17 protein-coding genes and 2 pseudogenes are annotated in these 23,572 nt (G+C 69.2%); 9 read left to right on the top strand and 10 right to left on the bottom strand.

What is annotated here, in order from left to right; all coding sequences use genetic code 11:
* The first annotated feature begins 197 nt into the window (after positions 1-197).
* Complete coding sequence (locus tag C8250_RS41865; RefSeq protein ID WP_138357817.1) at positions 198-722, top strand: DUF2231 domain-containing protein; 525 nt, start codon at positions 198-200, stop codon at positions 720-722.
* Here the strand turns inward: C8250_RS41865 and C8250_RS41870 are convergent, their stop codons facing one another.
* The 4 genes and pseudogenes from C8250_RS41870 to C8250_RS41880 form a co-directional block, all read right to left on the bottom strand.
* On the bottom strand, positions 723-2,318 hold the full coding sequence (locus C8250_RS41870) for a SpoIIE family protein phosphatase (RefSeq protein ID WP_244809739.1): 1,596 nt from the start codon (positions 2,316-2,318) through the stop codon (positions 723-725).
* Between the two features lie 58 nt (positions 2,319-2,376).
* A pseudogene (locus tag C8250_RS44265) lies at positions 2,377-2,616 on the bottom strand (PAS domain S-box protein); the annotation flags it as partial.
* A gap of 167 nt (positions 2,617-2,783) precedes the next feature.
* A complete protein-coding gene (locus tag C8250_RS41875; RefSeq protein WP_138357816.1) occupies positions 2,784-3,305 on the bottom strand; it encodes a flavodoxin domain-containing protein in 522 nt (173 codons plus the stop codon).
* Positions 3,306-3,375: 70 nt separating this feature from the next.
* A complete protein-coding gene (locus tag C8250_RS41880) occupies positions 3,376-6,072 on the bottom strand; it encodes a bifunctional GNAT family N-acetyltransferase/acetate--CoA ligase family protein (protein ID WP_138357815.1) in 2,697 nt (898 codons plus the stop codon).
* Between the two features lie 238 nt (positions 6,073-6,310).
* Here C8250_RS41880 and pflB point away from each other — a divergent pair, with 238 nt between their 5' ends.
* Genes pflB through C8250_RS41900 form a run of 4 tightly spaced genes read left to right on the top strand, consistent with a single transcriptional unit; the run spans position 6,311 to position 10,517 of the window.
* Positions 6,311-8,572, top strand: a complete 2,262-nt coding sequence (pflB, locus tag C8250_RS41885) for a formate C-acetyltransferase (RefSeq protein ID WP_138357814.1) — start codon at positions 6,311-6,313, stop codon at positions 8,570-8,572.
* A complete protein-coding gene (gene pflA, locus C8250_RS41890) occupies positions 8,569-9,297 on the top strand; it encodes a pyruvate formate-lyase-activating protein (RefSeq protein WP_138357813.1) in 729 nt (242 codons plus the stop codon). Before pflB ends, pflA begins: the two co-directional genes overlap by 4 nt.
* 59 nt (positions 9,298-9,356) lie before the next feature.
* Positions 9,357-10,211 carry a universal stress protein gene (locus tag C8250_RS41895; RefSeq protein ID WP_187145207.1) on the top strand — a complete coding sequence of 285 codons (855 nt, stop codon included), beginning with the start codon at positions 9,357-9,359 and terminating at the stop codon, positions 10,209-10,211.
* A gap of 60 nt (positions 10,212-10,271) precedes the next feature.
* Positions 10,272-10,517, top strand: coding sequence for a hypothetical protein (locus C8250_RS41900; protein WP_138357812.1), 246 nt, complete (start codon positions 10,272-10,274; stop codon positions 10,515-10,517).
* A 155-nt stretch (positions 10,518-10,672) separates the two neighbouring features.
* Here the strand turns inward: C8250_RS41900 and C8250_RS44270 are convergent, their stop codons facing one another.
* Positions 10,673-11,041 carry an MBL fold metallo-hydrolase RNA specificity domain-containing protein gene (locus tag C8250_RS44270; RefSeq protein ID WP_244809740.1) on the bottom strand — a complete coding sequence of 123 codons (369 nt, stop codon included), beginning with the start codon at positions 11,039-11,041 and terminating at the stop codon, positions 10,673-10,675.
* On the opposite strand from C8250_RS44270, the gene C8250_RS41910 reads away from it, so the two are divergent.
* Positions 11,040-12,251, top strand: a complete 1,212-nt coding sequence (locus C8250_RS41910; protein WP_244809937.1) for a response regulator transcription factor — start codon at positions 11,040-11,042, stop codon at positions 12,249-12,251. The genes C8250_RS44270 and C8250_RS41910 overlap by 2 nt on opposite strands.
* On the opposite strand, the gene C8250_RS41915 is transcribed toward C8250_RS41910, so the two are convergent.
* Positions 12,155-14,374: a glycosyltransferase gene (locus C8250_RS41915; RefSeq protein WP_138357811.1), complete on the bottom strand. Its 2,220-nt coding sequence runs from the start codon at positions 14,372-14,374 to the stop codon at positions 12,155-12,157. The two genes, C8250_RS41910 and C8250_RS41915, sit on opposite strands and share 97 nt — an antisense overlap.
* A 750-nt stretch (positions 14,375-15,124) precedes the next feature.
* On the opposite strand from C8250_RS41915, the gene C8250_RS41920 reads away from it, so the two are divergent.
* Positions 15,125-15,547 (top strand): hypothetical protein, encoded by a 423-nt coding sequence (locus C8250_RS41920; protein WP_232486194.1) that lies wholly within the window; start codon positions 15,125-15,127, stop codon positions 15,545-15,547.
* Positions 15,548-15,662: 115 nt separating this feature from the next.
* Entirely contained in the window at positions 15,663-16,220 is a 558-nt protein-coding gene (locus C8250_RS41925) for an RNA polymerase sigma factor (RefSeq protein ID WP_138357830.1), read from the top strand.
* An 810-nt stretch (positions 16,221-17,030) separates the two neighbouring features.
* On the opposite strand, the gene C8250_RS41930 is transcribed toward C8250_RS41925, so the two are convergent.
* The 4 genes from C8250_RS41930 to C8250_RS41945 all read right to left on the bottom strand — a co-directional run bounded on the left by C8250_RS41930 (position 17,031) and on the right by C8250_RS41945 (position 21,968).
* Complete coding sequence (locus C8250_RS41930; protein ID WP_138357810.1) at positions 17,031-18,227, bottom strand: S53 family peptidase; 1,197 nt, start codon at positions 18,225-18,227, stop codon at positions 17,031-17,033.
* 203 nt (positions 18,228-18,430) lie between these two features.
* The gene (locus C8250_RS41935; protein ID WP_244809742.1) at positions 18,431-19,333 is read right to left on the bottom strand and encodes a trypsin-like serine protease; all 903 of its coding nucleotides are present in this window, start codon (positions 19,331-19,333) and stop codon (positions 18,431-18,433) included.
* Positions 19,334-19,885: 552 nt separating this feature from the next.
* Positions 19,886-20,890 (bottom strand): zinc metalloprotease, encoded by a 1,005-nt coding sequence (locus tag C8250_RS41940; protein WP_138357809.1) that lies wholly within the window; start codon positions 20,888-20,890, stop codon positions 19,886-19,888.
* Positions 20,891-21,287: 397 nt separating this feature from the next.
* On the bottom strand, positions 21,288-21,968 hold the full coding sequence (locus C8250_RS41945) for a hypothetical protein (RefSeq protein ID WP_138357808.1): 681 nt from the start codon (positions 21,966-21,968) through the stop codon (positions 21,288-21,290).
* Between the two features lie 814 nt (positions 21,969-22,782).
* Between C8250_RS41945 and C8250_RS41950 the strand changes: the two are divergent.
* Positions 22,783-23,559 (top strand): annotated as a pseudogene (locus tag C8250_RS41950) (IS256 family transposase); the annotation flags it as partial.
* Between the last annotated feature and the right edge of the window lie 13 nt (positions 23,560-23,572).

A 23,572-nucleotide genomic window follows, 5' to 3' on the forward strand; every position in this document is an offset into this window, starting at 1 on the left:
TCCCGGCGTGCTGGCTGTCGAAGGACGACCCGGGCAAGCGTGCCCGCTGAGCTGCGCCGACACGGATGCGCCAGGGTTCACCCCAAGGGAGGGGGCGGGACGGCGGGCCTTCGGAGCGTGAACGATGTGCTCTGAGTGTCTACATGCGTGTAGTAGCTTCGGCGCCCTTGACCGATCCTTCTGGAAGGTGCTTGTTCATGGGGCCGACTGTCATCAATGGGCTGCCCGCTCATGTTCTTCTGGTCCACGTGGTGGTGGTGCTGGTGCCGCTCACGGCTCTCGCCCTGGTGGTCTGTGCCGTATGGCCTGCCTGGATCAGCAGGCTCGGCCTCGTTCTTCCCGTGCTGGCGCTGGTGTCCCTGGTCAGCGTGCCGCTGACCACGCACGCGGGTGAGTGGTTGGAGCACCGCGTGAATCGCACTGCTCTCGTACGCCGGCATGCCGAGCTGGGCGACGGGCTGCTGCCCTGGGCCGTCGGGCTCTTTCTTCTCGCCGTGGCGTTCTGGTGGTTCGGACGCAAGGGGACCGGCCGAGCGGCCCCTGATGCCGATATGCCCCGGGGCGTTGTATCGGTGAGCCTGCCGGTGCGGGTGACGGCGGTGGCGCTGACCCTCATCGTCGGGGCAGGGGCAGTGGTGCAGGTCTACCGGATCGGGGATTCCGGGGCCAAGGCCGCATGGGGAGACGGATATTCGGCCGCGAGCGGCCATGTCGCCGGCTGACTAACCCAGGGGTTCGGGCTGTTTCAGGGGCAACGTGAACCAGACGGTCTTGCCGTCGTCCGTGGGGCGGGTGCCCCAGTCGGTGGCCAGGGTGTCGACGAGGAGAAGTCCCCGGCCCGACTCGTCGCCCGATTCTGCGTGCCGGAGCTGGGGGATGTGGGTGCTGCTGTCGGTGACTTCGACGGTCATCTCCCGTGCGGTGTGGTGCAGTCGCAGGTCCAGAGTTCCTCGGGGGTGGCTGTGGCTGATCGCATTGGTGAGGACCTCGGATGCCAGCAAGCAGGCTGACTCCGTCGCTTCCTCGCAACCCCAACTGCGCAGTGTGGTCATCACGAAGCGGCGTCCGGCGGAGACGGAGGCGGGGTCGGCGGGTACCTTCATCGAGGCCGCGGCGAGCGGCGCCGCCGGGATCCGGGCCAGGAGCAGCGTCACGTCGTCCGCATGCCCGTCCGCGTCCGGGCGGAGCGCCGCCAGCACCCTGTCCGAAACCTCTTCCAGGCACACCCCGGACAGGAACGCGCTCTGGAGCTCCACCGCGAGGAGTTTGAGTTGGACGTCGATGTCGGAGCGAGGCGTCTCCACGAGTCCATCGGTGTAGAGCACCAGAGTGGAGCCGGCCATGACCGGAATGCAGGCCTGCTGGTAAGGGATGCCGCCGACGCCGAGCGGCACGCAGACCGGTGCGGGAAGGTGCTCGACCGAGGTGTCGGGCTGCACGAGCAGGACGGGCAGATGTCCGGCCGAACAGATCGTCACCTCGCCGGCGTCCGGATCCACGACCAGATAGCAGCAGGTGACGAGCTGATCGGGCAGGTCGGCGACGAACGCGTCGAGGGCTTTCATCAATTGCCGCGGCGTGATGCCGGTCTTGGCCAGTGCCCGAGCGGCCGAGCGCAGTTGGCCCATGACGGCGGCGGCGTCCAGGCCGCGTCCCATGACATCACCGATGAGCACGCCGACCTGGCCGCCGCCGAGCGGAATGATGTCGAACCAGTCGCCGCCGACTCCCGCACCTTGCGTCGCCGGGAAATAGCGGCTGGCCACCTGCATTTCGGGAAGCGCGGGGGGAGAGCCCATCAGACTGTGCTGCAGGGTCAACGCGATGTGGCGCTGCTGCCGGTAGAGCTCGGTGAGTTCTTCCTCGGCCCGTTTGCGGTCGGCGATATCCCGCACGATCGAGCAGGAGCCGACGATCGCTCCGTCGCGTCCCTTGATCGGCCAGAGGGTGATGTCGACGTCGAGCAGGCGTCCGGACTGGGTGACCCGGAACATTTCGAAGTGTTCGACGCGCTCTCCCCGGCCCAGCCTTTCCAGGAGGCTCGCGATCTCGTCCTTGCAGTCGGCAGGGGCGAGCATCGCAATGGAGTTCCCGATCGCGTCCTCCGCCGCGTACCCGTAGAGGCGATGGGCGGCGGCGTTCCAGTAGGTGATGATGCCGTCGAGGGTCTTGGCGAGGATCGCGTCCTGCGATGACTCGACGAGCACGGCGAGTTCGTTGATGCGCTCCTCGGCGGACTTGCGTTCGCTGACATCCCGCACTGCTGCCGATACGAGCAGTCCGTCCGACGTCTGGAGCGGGCTGAGACTGATCTCCACGGCCGTCCTTGCGCCGTCCGTAGAGTTCGAGCCCTGCGCCCATGGGGCGTACCTGCTGGTTCGCGGCATATCCGTGGCGGTGCCTGGGGTGATTCCCGTGGAATCTCTCGGGGACCAGGATCTCGACCGGGTGCCCGAGGAGCTCCCGCCGGGAGTAGCCGAACATCGACTCGGTCTGGGCATTGACGAGTCGGATGGTTCCGGCGTCATCAATGATGACCATGGCGTCGGGTGCGGATTCCAGCAAGGCCCGGAACATCACTTCCGCCGGACTCCCGCCATGGACAGACGTCGGCATCGCAGTCCCTCCTGTTGCCCGCACCAGTTGGTACGGGATTTGTCGGACGATAGCCGTCTTCCTCCAGGGCCATCGGAAGGGACTGAATCTGGCCTTGATCGGTCAGAATTGTTCATTTGCCTGGGGACTATGCGGCGATATGTCGTCGGACGGGTATGCCCATCAGATCAGTGGTGGTTGCTGACAACGGTCAGTTCGGCTGCGATGCTCCGGCCCCAGGCGCAGACCTGTTCGCGGTCGCGGAAGTCGCCTCCCTTGCGCTGCTTCCGGAGCCCGCGGGCGATGAATCCACGGGCCCCATCGGTGAGCCGGCCGCCGAAGGTGACGTGGCCGTGGGCATCCAGCTTGGCGGCGATGCGGGCGACGGCGGGCGCGGCCGGGATGGCGCGCTCAGTGGCGGAACCGTCGAGCGGTCCGCTGCTGAAGAGCCAGACGTCCTGTTCTGTCAGTGCCTGGCGGTGGCGGCGGACGAAGCGGACGGCCTCTCCCGGCCACCGGCCCGCGTACAGGCCGGCTCCGAGGACCACGGCGTCGTATGCCGCGACGCTGGAGACATCGCTGATGGGAGCGACCTCGGCATCGATGTGCTGTTCGCGCAGTTCCTCGCCGATCCACCGGGCGATCTCGGCGGTCGACCCGTTCTTGCTGCTGTAGGCGACGAGCGTGCGCCGGGGCTTCGTTGCGGTCATCGGAGGTTCCTCCTCGGGTGGTGCATCGTGTGGTGGGCGGTGCTCGCGGGTGGCGCGGGTCGGCTGTTCCTCAGCGGAGCCGGCGCAGATACGGGTCGTGCGTCTGCTGGGGGACCAGGCGGATACGGACGTCGAGGGCGGAGACGGCGTCCGGCCGTGCGAGCACCGGATTGAGGTCGGCCTCGACGAGTTGCGGCAGGTCGCCTGCCATCTTCGACAGCCGGTGCAGCAGCTGTTCGATCCCTTCCAGGTCGACCGGTCCGGCGCCGCGGTATCCGAACAGCAGCGGGGCGCAGCGCAGAGCGGTGATCAGTTCGTGTGTGTCGCGGTCGGCGAGCGGCGCGAGCCGGGCGGCGTGGTCGGCGAGCAGGTCGGTGGCGGTGCCGCCGAGGCCGAACAGCACCAACGGGCCGAAGACCTCGTCCTGTACCACTCCGATGACCAGTTCGATGCCGCGTTCGGCCATGGGCTGGACGAGGACGCCGGTCATGGTGTCGCCGAAGCGGGCGGTGAAATCGCGGTGGGCGGCCCGCACCTCGGGCTCGCCCTCCAGGTCCAGCAGGACCGCTCCCTGGTCGCTCTTGTGCACCTGGCCGGGCCAGTAGGCCTTGAGAGCTACACGCTGACCCGGGCCGCCCAGGCGGTCCGCCGCGTCGACCGCTTCCTGTTCGTTCCGGGCCCAGGCATACGGCAGATGCGGTATGCCGTAGCAGTCGAGCAGTTCCGCACAGCCACGTGGGTCGAGCCAGCCGCCCTCGGGGTGTTCGGTGAGGAAGTCGCCGACCAGCGCGCGGGCGGCTTCCGGGTCGGTACCGATGAGCTCGGGGACGGACCCGGCCGGTTGAGCCAGCCACCGGGCGCGGTCGGCCGCGTACGCCAGAGCCCTGGCGGCGGCCTGCGGGTCGGCGTAGGCCGGGACCCTGCCCCCGGCCGGGGCCTCCAGCAGGCGGACCCGTTCGTCCTGGTCGAGGAGGACCGCGGCGACCGTTCGGGAACGACGACCCGGGGCGGCGTGGGTGAGTGCCCGGTTCAGATCGTCGCCGGTCGCCGCGGCCAGTGCGGTGGGTACCAGGGCGACGAGGACCGCGTCGACCGCGCCGTGCGCGGTGAGCAGGTCGATGCAGTCGCCCAGTTCCCGTTCCCCCACGGCGGCGGTGGCGTCCACGGGATTTGTGGCGGATGCACCTTCGGGAAGCAACCGGAGCAGTTCGGTGATCAGATCTGCGGGCAGTTCGGGGACGGTCAGTCCCGCTTCCGCGCAGGCATCGGCGGCGAGCACGGCCGCGCCGCCCGCGTTGGACACGATGGCCACCCGGCCGCCCGCGGGAAGTGGCTGGGACTTCAGGAGGGCCGCGGTGTCGAGGAGTTCGCCGATGGTACGGGTGGCGGTGATGCCGGCCTGGCGGAACAGCGCCTGCCGCGTCATCGTGGGGGTCGCGGCAGCCGCGGTGTGCGAGGCGGCGGCGCGCCGGCCCGCCGCGGACCGGCCGGCGTCGACGGTCAGGACCGGCATCCTGCGGGCGACCCGGCGGGCGGTCCGCGAGAACGCCCGGGGATTACCGAACGATTCCACGTGCAGCAGGGCCAGGTCGGTGCGGCCGTCGCCCTCCCACCACTGCAGGAGGTCATTGGCGCTGACGTCGTACTTGTCGCCGAGGGAGGCGAAGCTCGAAACACCGATCCCGAGCCGGGCCAGCCCGCTGAGCAGGGCGATTCCGACACCGCCGGACTGTACGGCCACTCCCGCGGATCCGGTCCGCGGACGGGCGGCGGCAAAGGTGGCGTCTAGCCGGACCTCGTCCTCGGTGTTCGCGATGCCCAGGCAGTTCGGGCCGACCAACCGCATGCCGTAGCGGCGGCAGGCGCTGAGCAGACCGGCCGACTGGTGGACGTCCAGGCCGGAGGTGAGCACGACCAGCGCCCGCACGCCACTCTTTCCGCACTGCTCGGCGGTCTCCGGTACGACGTGCGCGGGTACGGCGAGCACCGCGAGGTCCGGCGGGTGGGGGAGAGCGGTCACCGTCGGATAGCAGGGAACGCGCAGGATGGCATGGGCGTGGGGATTGACCGCGAAGAGCCGGCCGGGATACCCGGCGTCACGGATGTTCTTCAGGACGGCCCGCCCGACCGATCCGGCCTTGGTTCCGGCACCGACCACGGCGATGGAGCGCGGTCGCAACAGCGGTTGCAGGCTCGCGGTGTCCGCGGTCCGGCCGCGCTCGTCGACCGCCGCGAGATAGTCCTCGTCCGGGTCGAGTTGGATCGTGCAGCGCACCTCCGTGCCGGCGAAGCGGCGGGCGGTGTTCAGGCCCAGGTCGGCGAAGACCTTCAGGACCAGGTGATTCTCCGACAGCGCGTCCGCGGTGAAGGACGTGATGCCGTCCTTGCGGGCAGCATGCACCAGGTGCTCCAGGAGCAGGGTTCCGGCCCCGCAGTGATGGAACGCGTCAGCTACCGCAAAGGCGATCTCGGCGGAGCCGGGATCGGGACCGATCTCGTACTCGGCGATCCCCACGATCTGGTCGTCGCGGACGGCGATCAGCGCGCAGTGACCGCTCCGGGGGCCGGAACAGGCCCGCTCGGTGGCCTGTGGCCCCGACAGACGGCTCACGCCGAAGAACCGCAGGCGCATGTTCTGCGCCGACATCCCCTCGTACAGCCGCAGCAGCTGGTCACGGTCCTCGGGACCTGCGGGACGGATCTCGACCGTCCTGCCGTCGGTGAGCAACGCGTGGACCTTCTCGGTGCGGTGCGCGGTATGCGTCATGGCGGACCTCTCTCCCCTGGAATGTTCCTGACTCCACGATCCGTCCGTACCGGGGGCGGACCACAGGGGCTGACCGGGCCCGTGCGGGACCGTTCGGCCCTGTTCCGCACCCGGCCCGGGCTGGGGCCGAACGTCCCGTACCAGGGCCGAACCGCCCCTCGCCCAGGCCACCGTGCCGGTGCGACGGTTCAGTGACGGACAGTGTTGCGGTCACCGGATACGGAAGAGGCGACGAGCCATGACGCAGGCCACTCGGACGGACACCCGGCCTCCCACCGATCCATGGCGGGGCTTCGCCGGAATCTGCTGGCACCGGAAGATCGACGTGCGCGCCTTCATCCAGGACAACTACACGCCGTACGAGGGCGACGCCGCCTTCCTCACCGGCCCGACGGAACGCACCCAGGCCGTGTGGGACATCGTGTCCGAGTTGCGCGCCGAGGAGCGCCGCAAGGGCGTCCTGGACGTCGACGCCGCCACGCCGTCGACCATCACTGCGCATGGACCCGGTTGGATCGACAAGGACCGTGAGCTCATCGTCGGTCTGCAGACGGACGCGCCGCTCAAGCGGGCGATCATGCCCAACGGCGGGCTGCGGATGGTGGAGAACGGGCTGCGCGCCTACGGCTACGAACCGGACCCGTTCGTCTCCCGGGTCTTCGGCACCTACCGCAAGACGCACAACCAGGGCGTCTTCGACGCCTATACGCAGGAGATGCGCCAGGCCCGCAAGGCCGGGATCATCACCGGACTGCCGGACGCCTACGGCCGTGGCCGGATCATCGGCGACTACCGCCGGGTCGCTCTCTACGGCACGACCCGCCTCATCGAGGCCAAGCACGCCGAGCGCGACCTGCTGGACACGCAGCCGTCCACCGCCGAGGTGATCCGCGACCGCGAGGAGCTCGCCGAGCAGATCCGCGCCCTGGCCGAACTGGAGGAGATGGCCGCCTCGTACGGCTGCGTCGTCTCCCGTCCGGCCGCCACCGCGCACGAAGCCGTCCAGTGGCTGTACCTGGGCTTCCTGGCCGCGGTGAAGGAACAGAACGGCGCGGCGATGTCACTGGGCCGTACCTCGACGTTCCTCGACGTCTATCTCGCCCGCGACCTCGAGGAAGGGCGTATCGACGAGACCCGCGCCCAGGAACTGATCGACGACTTCGTGATCAAGCTACGGATCGTGCGTTTCCTGCGCACCCCGGAGTACGACGAACTGTTCTCCGGCGATCCCACCTGGGTCACCGAGTCCCTGGGCGGCATCGGACAGGACGGCCGGACTCTGGTCACCCGCACCTCTTTCCGGTTCCTGCAGACCCTGTACAACCTGGGGCCCGCACCGGAGCCGAACCTCACCGTGCTGTGGTCGCCCCGCCTGCCCGAAGGCTTCAAGACTTTCTGCGCGCAGGTCTCGATCGACACCAGCGCCCTGCAGTACGAGTCGGACGATCTGCTGCGCCCCCGGACCGGGGACGACACCGCGATCGCCTGCTGCGTGTCGGCGATGGCGGTGGGCCGGCAGATGCAGTTCTTCGGCGCCCGGGTCAACCTCGCCAAGGCCCTGCTCTACGCGATCAACGGCGGCCGGGACGAGATGACCGGAGAACAGATCGCCCCCGCCGCGCGCCCGCTGGCCGGCGACCACCTGGACTACCAGGAGCTGAACACCGCCTACGACCATGTTCTGGACTGGCTGGCGGCGACCTACGTCAACGCCCTCAACGTCATCCACTACATGCACGACAAGTACGCCTACGAGCGGCTGGAGATGGCCCTGCACGACCACCCGGTCCACCGCACCCTGGCCTGCGGAATCGCCGGGCTGTCGGTGGCCGCGGACAGCCTGTCCGCGGTGCAGCACGCCCGGGTGAAGGTGATCCGGGACGACACCGGCCTCGCGGTCGACTACGTGGTCGAGGGCGAATACCCCGCCTTCGGGAACAACGACGACCGCGCTGACGCGATCGCGGTGGATCTGGTGCGCCGGTTCATGGCCAAGGTGCGTGAGCACCCGGCCTACCGGAATGCGGAGCACACCCAGTCGGTGCTCACGATCACCTCCAACGTGGTCTACGGCAAGCACACCGGCAACACCCCCGACGGCCGCCGGGCCGGGCAGCCCTTCGCACCCGGAGCCAACCCGATGAACGGTCGCGACCGCCACGGCATGGCCGTCTCCGCGCTGTCCGTCGCCAAGATCCCCTACGACCAGGCCCGCGACGGCATCTCCCTGACCTCGACGATCACGCCCGAAGGCCTCGGCCACCACCCGGGCGAACGCGCCGCCAACCTGGTCGGGATCCTGGACGGCTACATGGCCGCCGGCGGCTTCCACCTGAACGTCAACGTCCTGGACCGGGCCACTCTGGAAGACGCCATGGAGCACCCGGACAACCACCCGGCACTGACCATCCGGGTCTCCGGTTACGCCGTCAACTTCGTCCGGCTCACGCGCGAGCAGCAGCTCGACGTGATCAGCCGCACCTTCCACGGCCGGCTGTGAACACCGGCCGCGTCCACTCCTGGGACCTGTCCACCGGCGTGGACGGTCCCGGGACCCGCTTCGTGCTCTTCCTCAGCGGCTGCCCGCTGCGCTGCCTGTACTGCGCGAACCCGGACACCTGGCACATGCGGGACGGGCAGGAGATGACCGTCGACGCCGTGATGGCCGAGATCGAGAAGTACCGCACCTTCATCACCGCGGCCGGCGGGGGAGTGACGATCACCGGCGGCGAGCCGCTGCTGCAACCCGCCTTCACCGCCGAGGTGTTCCACCGCTGCAAGGAACTCGGCCTGCACACCACCCTGGACACCTCGGGCTTCCTCGGCAGCCGCGCCACGGACGATCTGCTCGCCGACACGAATCCGGTCCTGCTGGACATCAAAGCCTTCGACGTCGCTGCCTACCGCAGCCTGACGGGCGCCGGCCTCGCGCCGACCCTGACGTTCGCCACCAGGCTGAGCCGGCACGGGGTGCCGGTCCGCATCCGCTACGTCCTGGTTCCCGGCCGGACCGACGACGAATCCGCCATCGACGGCCTGGCGGCTTTCGTCGCGGGACTGGGCAATGTCGAGTGCGTCGATGTCCTGCCCTTCCACAAGCTGGGCGCCGCCAAGTACGAAGCCCTGGACATCCCTTTCCCGCTACGTGACACCCCAACGCCGTCGCCCGACCTTGTGGACCGTGTGCGAGGCCAGTTCCGGGATCACGGCGTGCGCGCGTTCTAGCGCACCGGGGAGCGCGGCGGCGAACCGCCGAACTCACGAAACCCAAGGAGGAGAGAACCATGACCGCTCGACACGTGGTCGTCGGCGTCGACGGCTCAGTCGTCGCCGTACGAGCCCTGGACGAGGCCGCGGCAGAAGCCGTCAGGCTGGGAACGGATCTGGAGATCGTGTTCGCCGTCACCGACATCGATGAGGCGGGGCCGACCCTGAAGTCCGCCGTTGAACGGGTGCGTGAGCGGCACCCTGGTCTGCCGGTCAGCATCGTACCGGTGGTCGGGGATGCGGCCGAGGCGTTGCTGCGCAGGGGCCGTGTTGCTGCTCTGACCGTGGTCGGATCTCGCGGGTTGCCAGGTTTCGCGGGCATGGTGCTCGGATCGGTGAGTCTGCGTCTGGCCGCACGCACGCTGAGCCCGCTCCTCGTCGTGCGGGGGGACCAGGTTTCGCGACCGGACGGCCCCGGCCCCGGCCCCGGCGGTGAGGTGCTGCTGGGCATCGAAAGCGACAACGACACCGACGCAGCGGCCTACGCCTTCGCCGAGGCCGCGCGCCGCGGATCACCCCTGCGCGTCCTGCACGCCTGGACCTATCGTCATCTGGCACCCGTCGGTCTTGCACCGGTCCCCACCCGGCGCGTTCAGGACGACATCGACCGTCGTTCACAGAACGAGACCGCCGTGCCCGAACGCGTCGTGACATCGCTGCGCGATCAGTATCCCGAGGTCCCGGTACGGACCCGCGCAGTCCGCTCCGGGGCGGCGCACGCACTGCTGGAGGCAACGGGCAACGCCGCTGTCATCGTGGTGGCCGCACACCGGCGCCGGGGCCGGCTGGGCCCTCAACTCGGCCCGGTCACCACGGCCTTACTGCACCACGCCCGCTGCCCGGTCATCCTCGTTCCGATGGGGCCGGAGTGAGAGCCGAACGGTCCCACCCCGGGACGTTCGGCCCCGGGCACCACCGGTACTGAGCGGCCGATGCTGGCGGAAGAGCGGCTGCGAGCGACAGCTGCCGATGAGGAGATGGCCATCGTGGCGACGACGCTGACGACCGATTTCTGGACACTGTTCGTCCTGCTGTTACTGGCCGCGCTGGCTGTGATCGCTGTCATGACGGTCGTATCGGAGACGCTCCTCGACAAGGTGAGCCGCCTCTGGGCGGCGGTGCGGACCCGCCGCTACACCCAGGGCAGACATCACCAGCTGCATCACGGACATCGCTGATGATTCGGGTGAGGTGTTGGAGCGACAAGCCCGCCCACAGAGCCACAGGATCCGAGAGACCGTCCGCAGGCGCGGGCGGTCTCTCTGTTTCGCCTGGGCGAGAAGCGCCAACCCGCCCTCGAAGGACCCGGCCGTGGCGGGTCCTTCCCGCACGGTCAGCGGACCAGAACGGCCTTCCCTGGCTTGGGTACGACGGACGTCCAGCCCAGTTCGTGGTCGATCCGGTCCCGGAGCGTCGCGGCCGCGGACTCCTCGCCGTGGACCAGGTAGGTGGTGTGCGGGGGCGGGGCTCCGCGCAGCCAGTCGATGATCTGTCCGGCATCGGCGTAGGCGGAGAAGTACGGCACGTCGGCGACCTCCGCCCGTACGGGGATGTACTCGCCGAACATCTTGAGGGCGGGAACGCCGTCCACCAGGTCGCGGGCCCGGGTGCCGGCGGCGGCGAAGCCGACGATGACGACGGCGTTGCGGGGGTCGGGCAGGAGCCGGTGCAGGTGGTGCAGGACACGGCCTCCCGTGGCCATGCCGGCCGAGGACGATGACGGCGGGACCGCTGGTGTTGTTGTCGATGGACTCCTGGACGGCGCGGGCCGCCAGGAACGGCTCGGGACTGATCGCGGCCTCGCCCTGGGCGAGGATCTCGGGCCGCAACTCGGGGGAGCCGGAGCACAGGGCGTCCCGGTAGACGTCCAGGGCGGCCAGCGCCATGGGGCTGTCGACGTAGACGGGGACGGAGGAAGGCAGGATTCCGTCCCGGCGCAGATCGGCGAGCTCGTGGAGGACGATCTCGGTGCGATCGATCGCGAAGGCGGGGACGACGACGGTGGCCGGATCCGATCGTTCCAGTCGAGGATCGGCTCCCGGCGCGGGTGGACCTCGCGGCTGGCAGAGTGGACCATTCGGTGGGAACCTCGGAACATGGCTGGCGAGATCCGGGTCGTCGTGGCCGACCGGCGCCGCTCGGTCGCTGAGGTCCTTGCGCTGGGGCTGCGACAGGTGGGAATGGTCGGCAGTGCGGTAACCGGGATGAAGGCGGCCTGCCGAGCAGCGGGGGATGACCGCGCGGACGTGGTCGTGGCGGACATCGGCCTGTTGGCCTCGCCCGGCCTGGCTGTGGCCGTGTCGCCGTGGCCGGGCCGGCTGGCCGTGCCCCTCATCGTGCTCAGCGACGGCACCAGGACCGACGATCTCGCCTGTGCCGCGATCCGTTCCGGTGTTCGCGGCTGGGTTTCCAAGGACAGCTCCATGCAGCATCTGCTCGCCGTCATCAGGGGTGTGCAGCGCGGCGAGACCTGGATTCCGCCGCCCCTGCTCACCCGGGTGCTCGCTGAACTGGTGACCATGCGTGATGGGATGGAGGAGGACACCGGGCGTTTGGCGAACCTCACCGCTCGCGAGCGCGAGGTGCTGGGTTGCCTCTCCGCCGGGATGAGTCGATCGGAGATCGGGCGGCGCCTCTTCCTGTCGACGAACACGGTGCGCACGCACGTGCAGAATCTGATGATCAAACTCGACGTCCACTCCTCGGTTGCCGCCGTGGCACTGGCCCACCGGGCCAGCATGCCGAACTCGTTGCCGGTACCGGAGAACGACGCCGGGCCTGAGACGCGATCCGCAACTCGTTGTGGACGGCCGCCCTATGACGAAGGCGCCGCGCGCGTGGAGGAATCGGTCACGCCGGAGGCCGCGGGCGAGCCATGTGGTGAGGGCTCGGGTACGTGCAGGCTGCCGTAACGCTCCATCCGCTGCCAGCGCAGCCGCGATCCCGCGATCGCGGTCGCCACCGACTGGATGACGACGAGGTACATCAACTGCCGGTAGACGAACTGCTGCAGAGGCAGACCCCACAGCGCCCCCGGTCGTTCGTCGTCCAGGCGGAAGGCGTACAGAGCCATTGCGGTCTGCAGCGCGAGGAAGCCGAGCCAGAGGGCCAGGATGCGTTGAGGGTCCAGGAAGATCAGGCCGTAGACAGCGAAGATGTCGACGACGGGGGCGAGCAGGGGCAGCAGAACCTGGAAGAGCAACAGATACATCAGACCGCGGCGGCCCAGCTTGCCCGCCGCCCGGGTCTGCACCAGGGCGCCGCGGTGCTTCCACATTGCTTGCAGGGTGCCGTAGCACCAGCGGTAGCGCTGCCGCCAGAGCGCACGCAGGGAGGCCGGTGCCTCGGTCCAGGCGATGGCGTCCTCCTGGTACACCACCCGCCAGCCCTCGCGGCACAGGGCCATGGTGAGGTCCGTGTCCTCGGCGAGGGTGTCCTCACTGACACCGCCGATGCGCAGGAGCGCGGAGCGGCGGAACGCGCCGACGGCTCCTGGAACGGTTGGCATGCATTCGGCGAGGTCGAACAGGCGGCGGTCGAGGTTGAAGCCGACGACGTACTCGATGTGCTGCCAGCGGCCGAGCAGTCCGCCGCGGTTGATCACCTTCGCGTTGCCGGAGACCGCTCCGATCCGGGAGTCGGCGAACGGCTGCACCAGCATGCGGGCGGCATCAGGTTCGAAGACGGTGTCGCCGTCGACCATGACCAGGAGCTCGTGTGAGGCGGCAGCGATTCCGGTGTTGAGGGCTGCCGGCTTGCCGGCGTTCTGCTGCCGGATGACCCGCACATAGGGAAGGCGGAGCGACTCCACGAGGTCGGCGGTGCCGTCGGTGGAGCCGTCGTCGACCACGATGATCTCGACGGGATGGTCGGAGGCGAGCAACGAGCGGACCGCGGCCTCGATGCCCGCGCTCTCGTTGTAGGCGGGCACGATGATGCTGACGGGTGCGGTGACCGGTCGCCCCCAGCCGGTGCCCCGTAGCCGGACGTGCCGCCGGGCGGCGATGAGCACGGCGATGGCGCGCAGCACGGCGAGCGCGCCTGCCGCGTACAGCAGCCAGCCGAGCAAGGTCAGCGCCCAGGCGCTGCCGTCCAGCGCCCCGATGAGACCGACGCCCAGCCAGTGGTCCTTGCCGGCGGCGGGGTTCATGACTTGCGGGATCCCGACGGCGTCGCCGACCGTGGTCACGGTGAATCCACGGGCCGCCATCAGGGGGAGCAGACGGTCGAGGGCGGCCACGCTCTGGGACCGGTCGCCGCCGGCATCGTGCATGAGCAGAATCTGGCCGGCGCTTCCGTGCGGTGTGGCGTTGGTGACGATCCGGTCGACGCCGGGGCGCTGCCAGTCCTCGCTGTCCTGCGTGGTCAGTACGGTCAGATAGCCGGCGTCGCCGGCCGCCAGGACCGTGTCCCAGTCCAGGTCGTTGAGCGCCTCGTTGACCGAGGAGTAGGGGGGCCGCAGCAGTGAGCTGGTGTGTCCGGTGGCGCCGGCCAGGGCGAGTTGGGCTTCGCGCAATTCGAGGGTGCGCTGCCAGCCCGGGATCGACCCGAGGTCGGCGTGGGTGAAGGTGTGAATGCCGATCTGGTGCCCCTCGGCGAGGATGCGCCGAACCAGCGCCGGGTGGGCGGCGACCTGGGTGCCCACGACGAAGAACGTGGCATGGACGTGGTTGCGGCGCAGCACGTCCAGGATCTTCGGCGTCCAGGTCGGGTCGGGGCCGTCGTCGAACGTGAGGGCGATGGTGTGCGCCCGAGGGCGAGCGGTGCGGGCCGGTACGGCCGCGCTGTCGATCACCGGGCCGCCATGAGCGACGGCAGCGGGTACGCGTTCCGCGGCACCGCCGTCAGCGTGGGCCGCGTCGTCACTGATACCGAACATGTGCTGGGTGTAGCCCTGGATGAGGAGTGCGGCGCAGAGTGTGAGGATCAGGACCGTCAGCAGCAGCCAGTGGGTGCGCAGCGGTGTGGCGCGGACAACGCCGCGGCGTCCCCGGCGTCTTCGTGAGCGGGTGGAAGCGGCGGAGGCGTGCGTCATGTCGGGGTGCTCTCTTCGCGGCGGTGAAGGGATTCCGGAGTTACCTGGATTCCAGAGTTATCCGTGGCCGCGGCCGGTATGGGTGGGGACGGGATGCGTGGCCGTGCTCTTGCCGTGGCTCACTGTGGCGGTGGGGGTCGCCGCTGTCCGGGGGGCACTGGGAGATACGCCTGACGAAGGCGACGTGCCCGGGGTTATGGCCATGGCAGGCGGAGCGGTCGTGGACCCGTGGGACGAGCCGGTGCCCGGCGTGCGGGATTCCGTGCCGGTGGCCGGTTTGCCGCCTGCCGCGGTTGTGGCGTCCGGTCCTGGGCTCGAGACGCCGGCCGGGTGGTTGCCGGCCTCGGGCAGTGGAAGGTACGGAGAGGAAACGGTCGGCCCGCCGAGGGCGGCACTCAGCAGCAGTGCGACGTACCCAACGGCTGGTATGACCAGGAATCTCCCGACGCGCCGAACTCGACGCTGCCGACGTCCGGAAGCGTCGAGAAACACCGGCCGAGTGGCGGCATGGCTGTGCCTGGCGTGGCGCGCGGGGACGTCGACCGTCGTCGTATCGGTACCGGATGTGGGGTGCACGGTCGCGCACCATACAAGGCGCGGTGGCTTGTTGACGAGGGTCTGCATATTTCGGATATATGCCGTTGCGGTGACCGGAGTGCTCTGCTCGGTGTGACGTTTTCGCGGTGTGATGCGCCCCCCGTATGAGCCGCGCGAACCGTGCGCGAGGCAGAGCCCGACCAACGGAGGGACATGATGGAGAATCCCGTGCGAAACCCGCCGGTGACCGTACTCGGTCCCCGCCTCGCAGCCGACATCGTGGCGATTGTGCGGGAAGGGTCCAGGATCCGGCTGGATTACTCGCCGCAGAGTCTGGCGCTGGTGGACCGGGCCATCGAGGGCATTCGACGGGAGAATCCGCCCGCCCAGGCGGTGACCCGAACGCTCCTGGGCTTCGGTGCCTACACCGGAGAGGTGCTGGTACGCGGGGCGAGAGCCGGCTGGGTGGACTTCGATGCCCACCAGCGCGATACATTCGGGCAGCCCTTCGGGATCCGGACTCCTGACGGGCGGGTATGGAATCCGCTGGGCAAGGCGGTCAAGCGGTTCGAGAACGGACCGCAGCACAGCTTGCGTCTCTTCTATCTCGCGGTGGTGGGCCAGGCACAGGTGTGACGCCCGCCCTACCGCGAGTCGGAGGACGTCCTTCGGCGGATGAAGATGTTGCACGGTGTCGGCGAGCGCGAAGAGGATTGCAGTGGGCAAGGCGGAGGTGCGCCGACGCAGCAGGATGGATGACGGGGAGCTGGGCGATGCCGTCGCTCAGGCCCGCGGTGGCGACGAAGCCGCCTTCGGCATCGTCTACCGCGAGATCCATCCCATGCTTCTGGGATACCTGCGCGGCCTGGTCGGTGAGGATGCCGAGGACATCGCGTCGGAGGCCTGGCACGACATCGTCCGCGACTTCGGCGCGTTCCGCGGCGACGGAGAGCGCTTCCGGGGTTGGGCGGCGGTCATAGCCCGGCACCGCGCCCTGGACCACCTGCGAAGGATCAGGGTCCGCCCCCGCACGTCCGGGTTCGACGAGCGAACCAAAGAGCCCTTGACCTTGCAGGACACGGAGGGCGTGGCCCTGGAGAATCTGTCCACCGAGCGCGCGCTGACCCTGATCGCCGAACTGCCCCAGGAGCAGGCCGAAGCCGTGCTGCTGCGAGTGGTGCTCGGGCTCAATGGGCCGATGGCGGCGAAGGTCCTGGGCAAGCGCCCGGGTGCGGTGCGAACCGCGTCCCACCGGGGTCTGAAATACCTGTCGGAGCGCCTCAACGGCGCTGGGAGAAATGACGAATGAACGACTTCCGAGAACACGATGGATGGCTGGACGCGGCCGTCGCAGAGCGGCTGCTCAGCGGACAGGACATCGCGGAAGCCGACAGCCGGGCAGCCGACCTCACCCGGCTTCTCACGGTGGCGGCGAAGCCGCTCCCTGTGGACAGCGCGCGCGAACATGCGGCACTGGCGGCCTTCCGGCAAGCCCGGGACAGCCCCGTTGGGCGTGGCCTTCGGCGCCGAACCTTCAGGTCGCGGCCCGTCAAGGTCCTGGCTGGAGGCATAGCCGCGGTCTTCGTGCTCGGCGGGGTGGCCATCGCGGCGCAGACCGGGAACCTTCCCCTGCCGTTCCACCCCGGTGCCGCCACCTCAGGTCCTGTGCCGTCCACTGCCACTGTCCCCGGCAATCACGGCGCCGTAGCCCCCCACCCGAGCGGCACCCCCAGCTCTTCCGCGGCCACCGGCTCGTCCCACACGCCTGTGCCACCCGCGCAACCCTCCTTGCCTGCAGCGGTCACTTCTCCGGCACCGGCGGGCCAGGACGTGAAGGGACTGTGCGAGAAGTACGTCCAAGCGACAGATCGCGGTCAGTCCCTGGAGTCTCGCTCCGGGGCCCGGCTCGAGCAGGCGGCCGGCGGAAAGAGCGAAGTCGACGCCTACTGTGCACGGCTGCTCGGTAGGGCCGCTGCTCATGGCAAGTCCCCAGCCTCGCCGACGCCACCGTCCTCTCGACCGACCGGGCCGCCCACCCCTCGGAGGTGACCGGGCGGACGACCGGGCCGGAGGGTGTGGAGACCCTCCGGCCCGGAGCGATACTGACTGGCTGAGAGGTTCAGAAGGCGCCGATGCCGTTGGGGGTGCCCAGGCCGGTGGGGCCGTCCCAGCCGGTACGGGCGTTGCACCACTGAACGGTCGGGCACGTGCCGTTGCTTCCGGAGGTGACGTCCCACAGCGAGGCGGAGTGGGTGTAGGGGTAGTTGTTGTCGATCGAGCCTGTGTTGCCGGCGAGCGCGTACACCGAGCCGATGACCGGGGCGGAGACGCTGGTGCCGCCGAAGACCATCCAGCCGGAACTACCCTGGTAGGCGGTGCTGTCATAGACCGCGACACCGGTGGAGGGGTTGGCGACCGCGGAGACGTCGGCCTCGGCCCGCTTGGCGCAGCCGGTGCCGAATGAGGCGGCTCCGGTGAGTGCGGTGTTGTAGGCGGAGCAGCCGCTGCCCGCGCCACTCCAGGCGGTCTCGGTCCAGCCGCGCGCGTTGGAGGCGGTGTTGAGGGTGGTGCCGCCGACGGCGGTTACATAATGCGAGGAAGCCGGGTAGCTCGCACCGTATCCGCTGTCGCCGGAGCTGGCCGTGACGGCTATGCCCGGGTGGTTGTAGTAGGTCCCGTAGTTGGCGTCCGAGGCGTCGGAGCCGCCGTAGCTGTTGCTGATCGCCACGACGCCGGGAGTTGCGGCGGCGCGGTTCACGGCCGCACCCAGGTTGGCGAAGGACGCGGACTTGGCTTCGACGAGCAGGATGTGGCAGTTCGGGCAGATGGCGGACACCATGTCGATGTCGAGGGAGATCTCCTGGGCCCAACCACCGTCCTTGCGGGGGTAGGCGGTGCCACCGTTCTGATCGATCTTCTTGAAGCAGCCGTTGGCGGTGGTGCAGGCCGGAAGTCCGAACTGGCTGCGGTAGACCGCGAGATCGGCCTCGGCGGTCGGGTCGTCGTAGGCATCGACGATCGCCACTGTGCGGCCCGCACCAGCCGTTGCTGACGGTAGCGCGTAGGCCGCCTGGAGGCTGGCGGGCCCATACCCTGACGGGGTGGCGTTGGGCGATATCGTCTTGGCCGGGGCGATGTCGGTTCGGAGGATCGCCTTGCAGGAGGCGAAGCCGGCCTGGGCGGTGGCACAGGAATGGGCCGTGGCCTGTGCGGGCAGCGCCACGGTCTGCGAGGCTTGGGCGGTGCCAAGGACCATGAGCGGGATTGCCGCCATGGCCATGACACCTACGCCGACGAGCCTTGCGCGGAGTTGCATGTCGTTCTCCTCGGATAGTGGTCGAACGGGTTCTCGACCTCGGCAGGCGATCGGCTCCTTGTCGGGGAGATCGTGTCTGCCGCCGTCTGGCGCTCTTTGATGACTGCCTCCGCGTCACAGCCAGGAGGAAGGCTGTGTCCGCCGTGAGCCCCGGCAGGGATCGGCTGCTGAGGCGATGGGCTGTGGGGCCGAAGAAGCCGCTGTCAGGGGAGAGTGGCGAACGAGGCCAGGAACGCCCGGGCGGCGGGGGAGTCGAGCCGGTAGGCGACATTGGTCGCGTAGCACGGTGAGTCGCCGGTGATTGTTGTCGCTGCCAGCACGAGCCTGCCGCCGAGAACGGCGAAGTTCGGGCCGCCGGAGTCGCCGTAGCAGGCACCGCCGTTGCCCTGTGGTTCCGTCATCGCCAGGCGGACCCAGGACGGATTGAGAGCGTCGAAGGTGACGGGTGCTTTCATGCGGACGCCGCCACCGGGATGCGACTGTCCGCCCGGACCGCGGGCCGCCTCTTCGGTGCCGTAACCGGCCACCACGAACGCGGTGGAGTGCAATCGCCGGGACCCCAGAGCGCTCAACTCCCCGGCGCCGGGCAGTGTGGCAGGGGTGAACGACCACCGGGCGGCCATCGAGACGGCCGGTACCTGGATCACGGCGATGTCGTGCGGGTCGGAGGACGGGCCGGGATAGGCCGGGTCTGTGTGGGCGGTGCCTTCGATCCCCACGGCTGTGGCGACGGCCGACGGGTTGCCGGGGTGGGCCCTGGCGGCGGAATCGAGAGCGGACTGCACGTCCTGATCGAGGGAGACAAAGAACTGCACGCCCGCGGGCCAGTCCGTGGTGCAGTGTCCCGCCGTGACGAACGTGTCGCGATCCACCATCGTGCCGGAGCACACCCAGTCCACTCTGTCGGGCGTCTCGGGATCCGCGTCGTCGTCCCACTGCGCGATCAGCGCCCCGACTTCGGTCCGCTCCGGCGCGGGCGTCGCGTTGTACGAGTTGATGGCGGCGGCGGGGAGCGCCGCGGCGAAGACCATCCCCGCGGCGGTGGCAAGGGCAGCCGCACTTGCGCCGTAACGTCGCAGTGCGGTCGCCGTGTTCCAGAACGTCACGATCAGCTCCCTCAGGGCAGTCGCCGGCACCCCGGCGGCATCACAGACCACGCGTACCGAACTCCGCCGGACCCCGTCCGACGACTCCGTCAACCCAGCCGGCTGAGAGTTGCCGGCCGGTTGGACGCGTGCAGTGTGATGGTCTTCGAGGACCAGCGCAAGGTGCCACATAAAACCTGCCAAAAGCCGCGCATGCCCCGCCAATTGGGTATTCCCACCAAGCGCGGCGGCGCACGGTCGATCCCACGAGCGCGTTCCGTTGCCGGGGGTGCTGGGAGGTCATCCGCGCGAGAGTGCGCCGCTCGGCATAGGCGTTCCCACCTCCATCGCCGGCAGACCTCACGCAACCGTGAATTCGCCGCACAGCGGTTTGCTGGGCCTTCCGACCTCACGGGAGTCGACGCTAATGGGGTGCTTCGGGTCGGTTCGTAGGCGGGCTGACGGGCACGGGCGCTGGAAGGACCAGCTCGGGGCTTCATCCCCCGGGCTGGTCCTTCGCGCTGCTACTTCGCGGTTGTTTCCTGGCAGTGGGTCGGGTGCGTGCGGAGGTCGTCAGCCGGCGCGGTAGGCGGTCCAGGAGTCGGTCATGCGCTGCACCTGGCCCGCGGTGAACTGGTACATGCAGGGGTCGTAGGTGTAGTCCATGAAGTTGTGGATGGGGTCGGCGCCGGGCTTGTTCGCGCAGGTGTCGCGGCCCGTCGGACACTGATAGGCGGCACTCTTCTCCGCCGGGGTGTCGGAGACGTAGTCGCCGTTGCCGTTACAGCCGCCCTGGAAGGTGTGGTAGAGCCCGAACCAGTGGCCGACCTCGTGGGTGGCGGTATCGCCCTCGTTGTAGTTGGTGGCCGAGCCGCCGGGCAGGGAGGTGTCGAGGATGACGACACCGTCGTCCTTGGGGTTGGACTTGTAGGAGCTGGGGAACGTCGCCCAGCCGAGCAGGCTCTGGCCGAGGCTGGCCGTGTAGAGATTGAGGGCGTTGGCGCCGCCCTTGCGCAGGGTTGTCTTCATGGATTTCTCGGCTGACGAGCCGGGTGTGAGGCCGTTGTACCAGCCGGCGTTGTCGGTGTAGTCCGTGCCGGCGAGTGAGAACTGGAACGGAGTCGCCGCGTTGCCGGTGCCCTGGCCGCTGTAGGCGGCGTTGAGGACCGACATCTGTCGGCTGATGTCGGTCGAGGAGAGGTTGCCGGCAGCACCGCTGTGGATGACGTGGACGTAGACCGGGACGGTGGTGGCGGCCAGGGCAGCCGGGGCGAGATTGCGGCCTTGGGCGCGCAGAGCGGTGACGCGCTGTTGAAGCGCTGTGTCCATGGCCTTGGCCTGGGCGTCGGTCAGTTCAGCTGGCTCGTGCCCGGTGGCGCCTTTCATCTTGCGGGCGGCGGCGTCGCTCTGGTTGTCCGTCGAACAAGCCGTGGCGGCGGCCGGGTGAGCGGCAGCAGCTGTCACCGTGCCGGCTACGCCGGGCAGCGGCAGCAGCGCAAGGGCACCGATCGCGGCAGCGGCACCGAGCAGACGGTTGTTGGACGGGTGGAGACGGGGGGAGCGGGGCAGGCGGCGCATGGGCACTCCTCGCTGCGAACTCGGCGGGGAGGAACTTCCTCTCCGCCGCGGGGAGGCTATGGCCACTTGTCATGTCTGCGGCAGATCCGAACTGGCCGAGTCGATTGTGCGGGCAAATCGGGCGCGGATCGCAAGAAGTGCGGCGTGGGGCCGGTTGCCGTGTCCCGATACGGGTGCCAGTGCGCAGCATGCGGCCCGCCGATTGATGTTCCGTTAACAGGCCAGGGCAGCCGAATTAACGAGCCACGGTGACTGAAAATGGTGTTTCATCGACCCGAAAACCGGTACGCGGCCTGCCGGGCAGGGTGGGCGGCAGCGGCGGACGCCATGGGAGGGCCTGTCCGTGTACTCGGACAGGCCCTCCCATGCGCGCAGCTAGCTGCCCGTTGGTCCGAGGTCAGTTGTGCTGTCCCTTGCGACGGCGCATCGCGAGGGCCGTGCCGCCGCCGAGCAGCAGCACGGCAGCGAAGGTCAGGCCGCCGACGGAAGCGCCGGTCGACGCAAGGGTGCCGTCACCAGTGGTGTCGGAGGCGGTGGGGGAGGCGGCGGGGGAGCCCGTGGTCGGAGCCGAGGTCGGGGCCTGGGTCCCGGAGGAGGGCGACGTGCTCGGACTTCCCGAACCGGTGGGAGTGCCCGTGGGAGTGCCGGTGGACCCCGGTCCGCCCGACGTGCCGCTCTCCTCGCAGTTGGTCCAGAAGACCTTGTGCTTGGCTTTGCCGTGCTCCCCGTTGAAGTTCCAGATGAGCTTGTAGTGGCCGTTCGGCAGGCTCAGGTCCCCGGTGCGTCCGTGGCCTTTGCTGTCGAGGGTGATTGCTCCGGTCTTCGCCTCTTGGTTCTTGCCGGTGGGCGGTATTTCGACGATCTTCCAGTCGGCCTGCTGCAGGCCGTCGAAGAAGAACGCGTCGAGGTAGAAGGCGCAGACGTGAGGCTCGTTCTTGACGAGATCCTCGCCGGTCTTGGCATCGTGGATCTTGATGGTGCCGTTGTCGCCGGGGGCGGCGGCGAAGGCGCCCGGGGCAAGCAGCAGGGAAGCTGCAGCGACCGCGGTCGCTGCAGCTGCCAGGTGAAGAGTGCGCATGGGCATACCAACCTGAAGGTGGGGTGGAGCGGGGGGAGATGGCCAGAATGGGCGCACTCGATCCGTGCGTCAAGGAGAATGGCGCCAGGTATATCCCGTTACAGCGCCCATGTCCTGATCGTCAACGGTAACGATCCAGCCATGGCGGAATGGTGTGGTCCGGACCATCTCATCGGTGCCGTCTCCCACAGCCGACTGGGCGCTGGGCAGGGGCGGGTTGGCATTCCGCGATGTCGTGGACAGTGGTTCCAGTTCGTTCGGTGGGTCCCGGTCTCTCCTTGTTGGCAGACGGTAGCGTGTAGCGCCCATTCGTGCCGACCTTGGCAACCTGACACTCCGTAAAAGAGGGCACTCGCCCCCTGCGCGGGACGCCACACGCCCAAGCTGGGCCCGCGCCTTCGAGTGTTCCCAAGGGCACCCATCCTCACGGCACGTAAAACCGCCCGCCTGCGCACCCTCCAGCCACTCACCGAAGAGCACGGCGGCCGGTAGGCCGCACATTCCCGTCGACGAACTGCACGCCCTGCGCTCCGAGGCCGTCACGGACCCTTCCCTGCCCGGCCGGGGACTTTCTGCGTTGGGCCGGTGCCGCGGGCGCGACCGTGGCACCGGCCGGCTCCGGCATGCTCCTGCCCCCGAGCACCCTGCGTCGCCTCGGCGCCAAGTGGCCGTACGGGGGTCACGTCCGGGGTGGTGGTGTATGGGTTCCACCTGATCAGGGGGTTTGCGCCTGATCATCGGGGTGGTGCCGGGACGTAAGACGGCCATCGGCTGATTCTTCGAGATGTCGAGTCGCGAAGAGGAGTTCAGCACGATGACCGCACCTGAAATTGTGCCCCTGGCTGGCCTGTTGGAGGAGAACCTTGCCTCGGCGAGTCCGGATTTGTTGCGGGCGATGGTGAAGACCTTCGCCGAAGCGTTGATGTCCGCGGACGCCGACGCGGTCTGCGGAGCGGAGTACGGGCAGGTCAGCGACGAGCGCGTCAACCAGCGCAACGGCTACCGGCCCCGGTCGTGGGACACCCGCGCCGGCACCGTCGAGCTCGCGATCCCCAAGATCCGCTCCGGTTCGTACTTCCCTAGCTGGCTGCTGGAGCGTCGTCGCCGGGCCGAGCAGGCGCTGGTCTCGGTGGTCGCCACCGCCTACCTGCTGGGGGTCTCGACCCGCCGGGTCACCAAGCTCGCCGAGTCTCTCGGTGTCACTCAGTTGTCGAAGTCACAGGTCAGCGAGATGGCCAAGCACCTCGACGCCCGGGTGGCGGAGTTCCGCAACCGCCCGCTGGACGCCGGACCCTACACGTTCGTGTGGCTGGACGCGCTGACGCAGAAGGTCCGCGAGGGCGGCCGGGTCGTGAACGTGCACTGCCTGGTCGCGGTCGGCGTCAATGCCGAGGGCCAGCGCGAGGTCCTGGGCTTGGACGTCGCGGCCGCCGAGGACGGGGCCGGGTGGCTGGCGTTCCTGCGCGGCCTGGTCGCCCGCGGCCTGACCGGGGTCCAGCTCGTCGTCTCCGACGCCCACGCCGGCCTGGTCGAGGCGATCGGCGCCGCCCTGCCGGGCACCGCCTGGCAGCGATGCCGCACCCACTGGAGTCGTAAAGATTCAA

The sequence above is a fragment of the Streptomyces sp. So13.3 genome (assembly GCF_005860785.2).
Taxonomy (GTDB): Bacteria; Actinomycetota; Actinomycetes; order Streptomycetales; family Streptomycetaceae; genus Actinacidiphila; species Actinacidiphila fildesensis.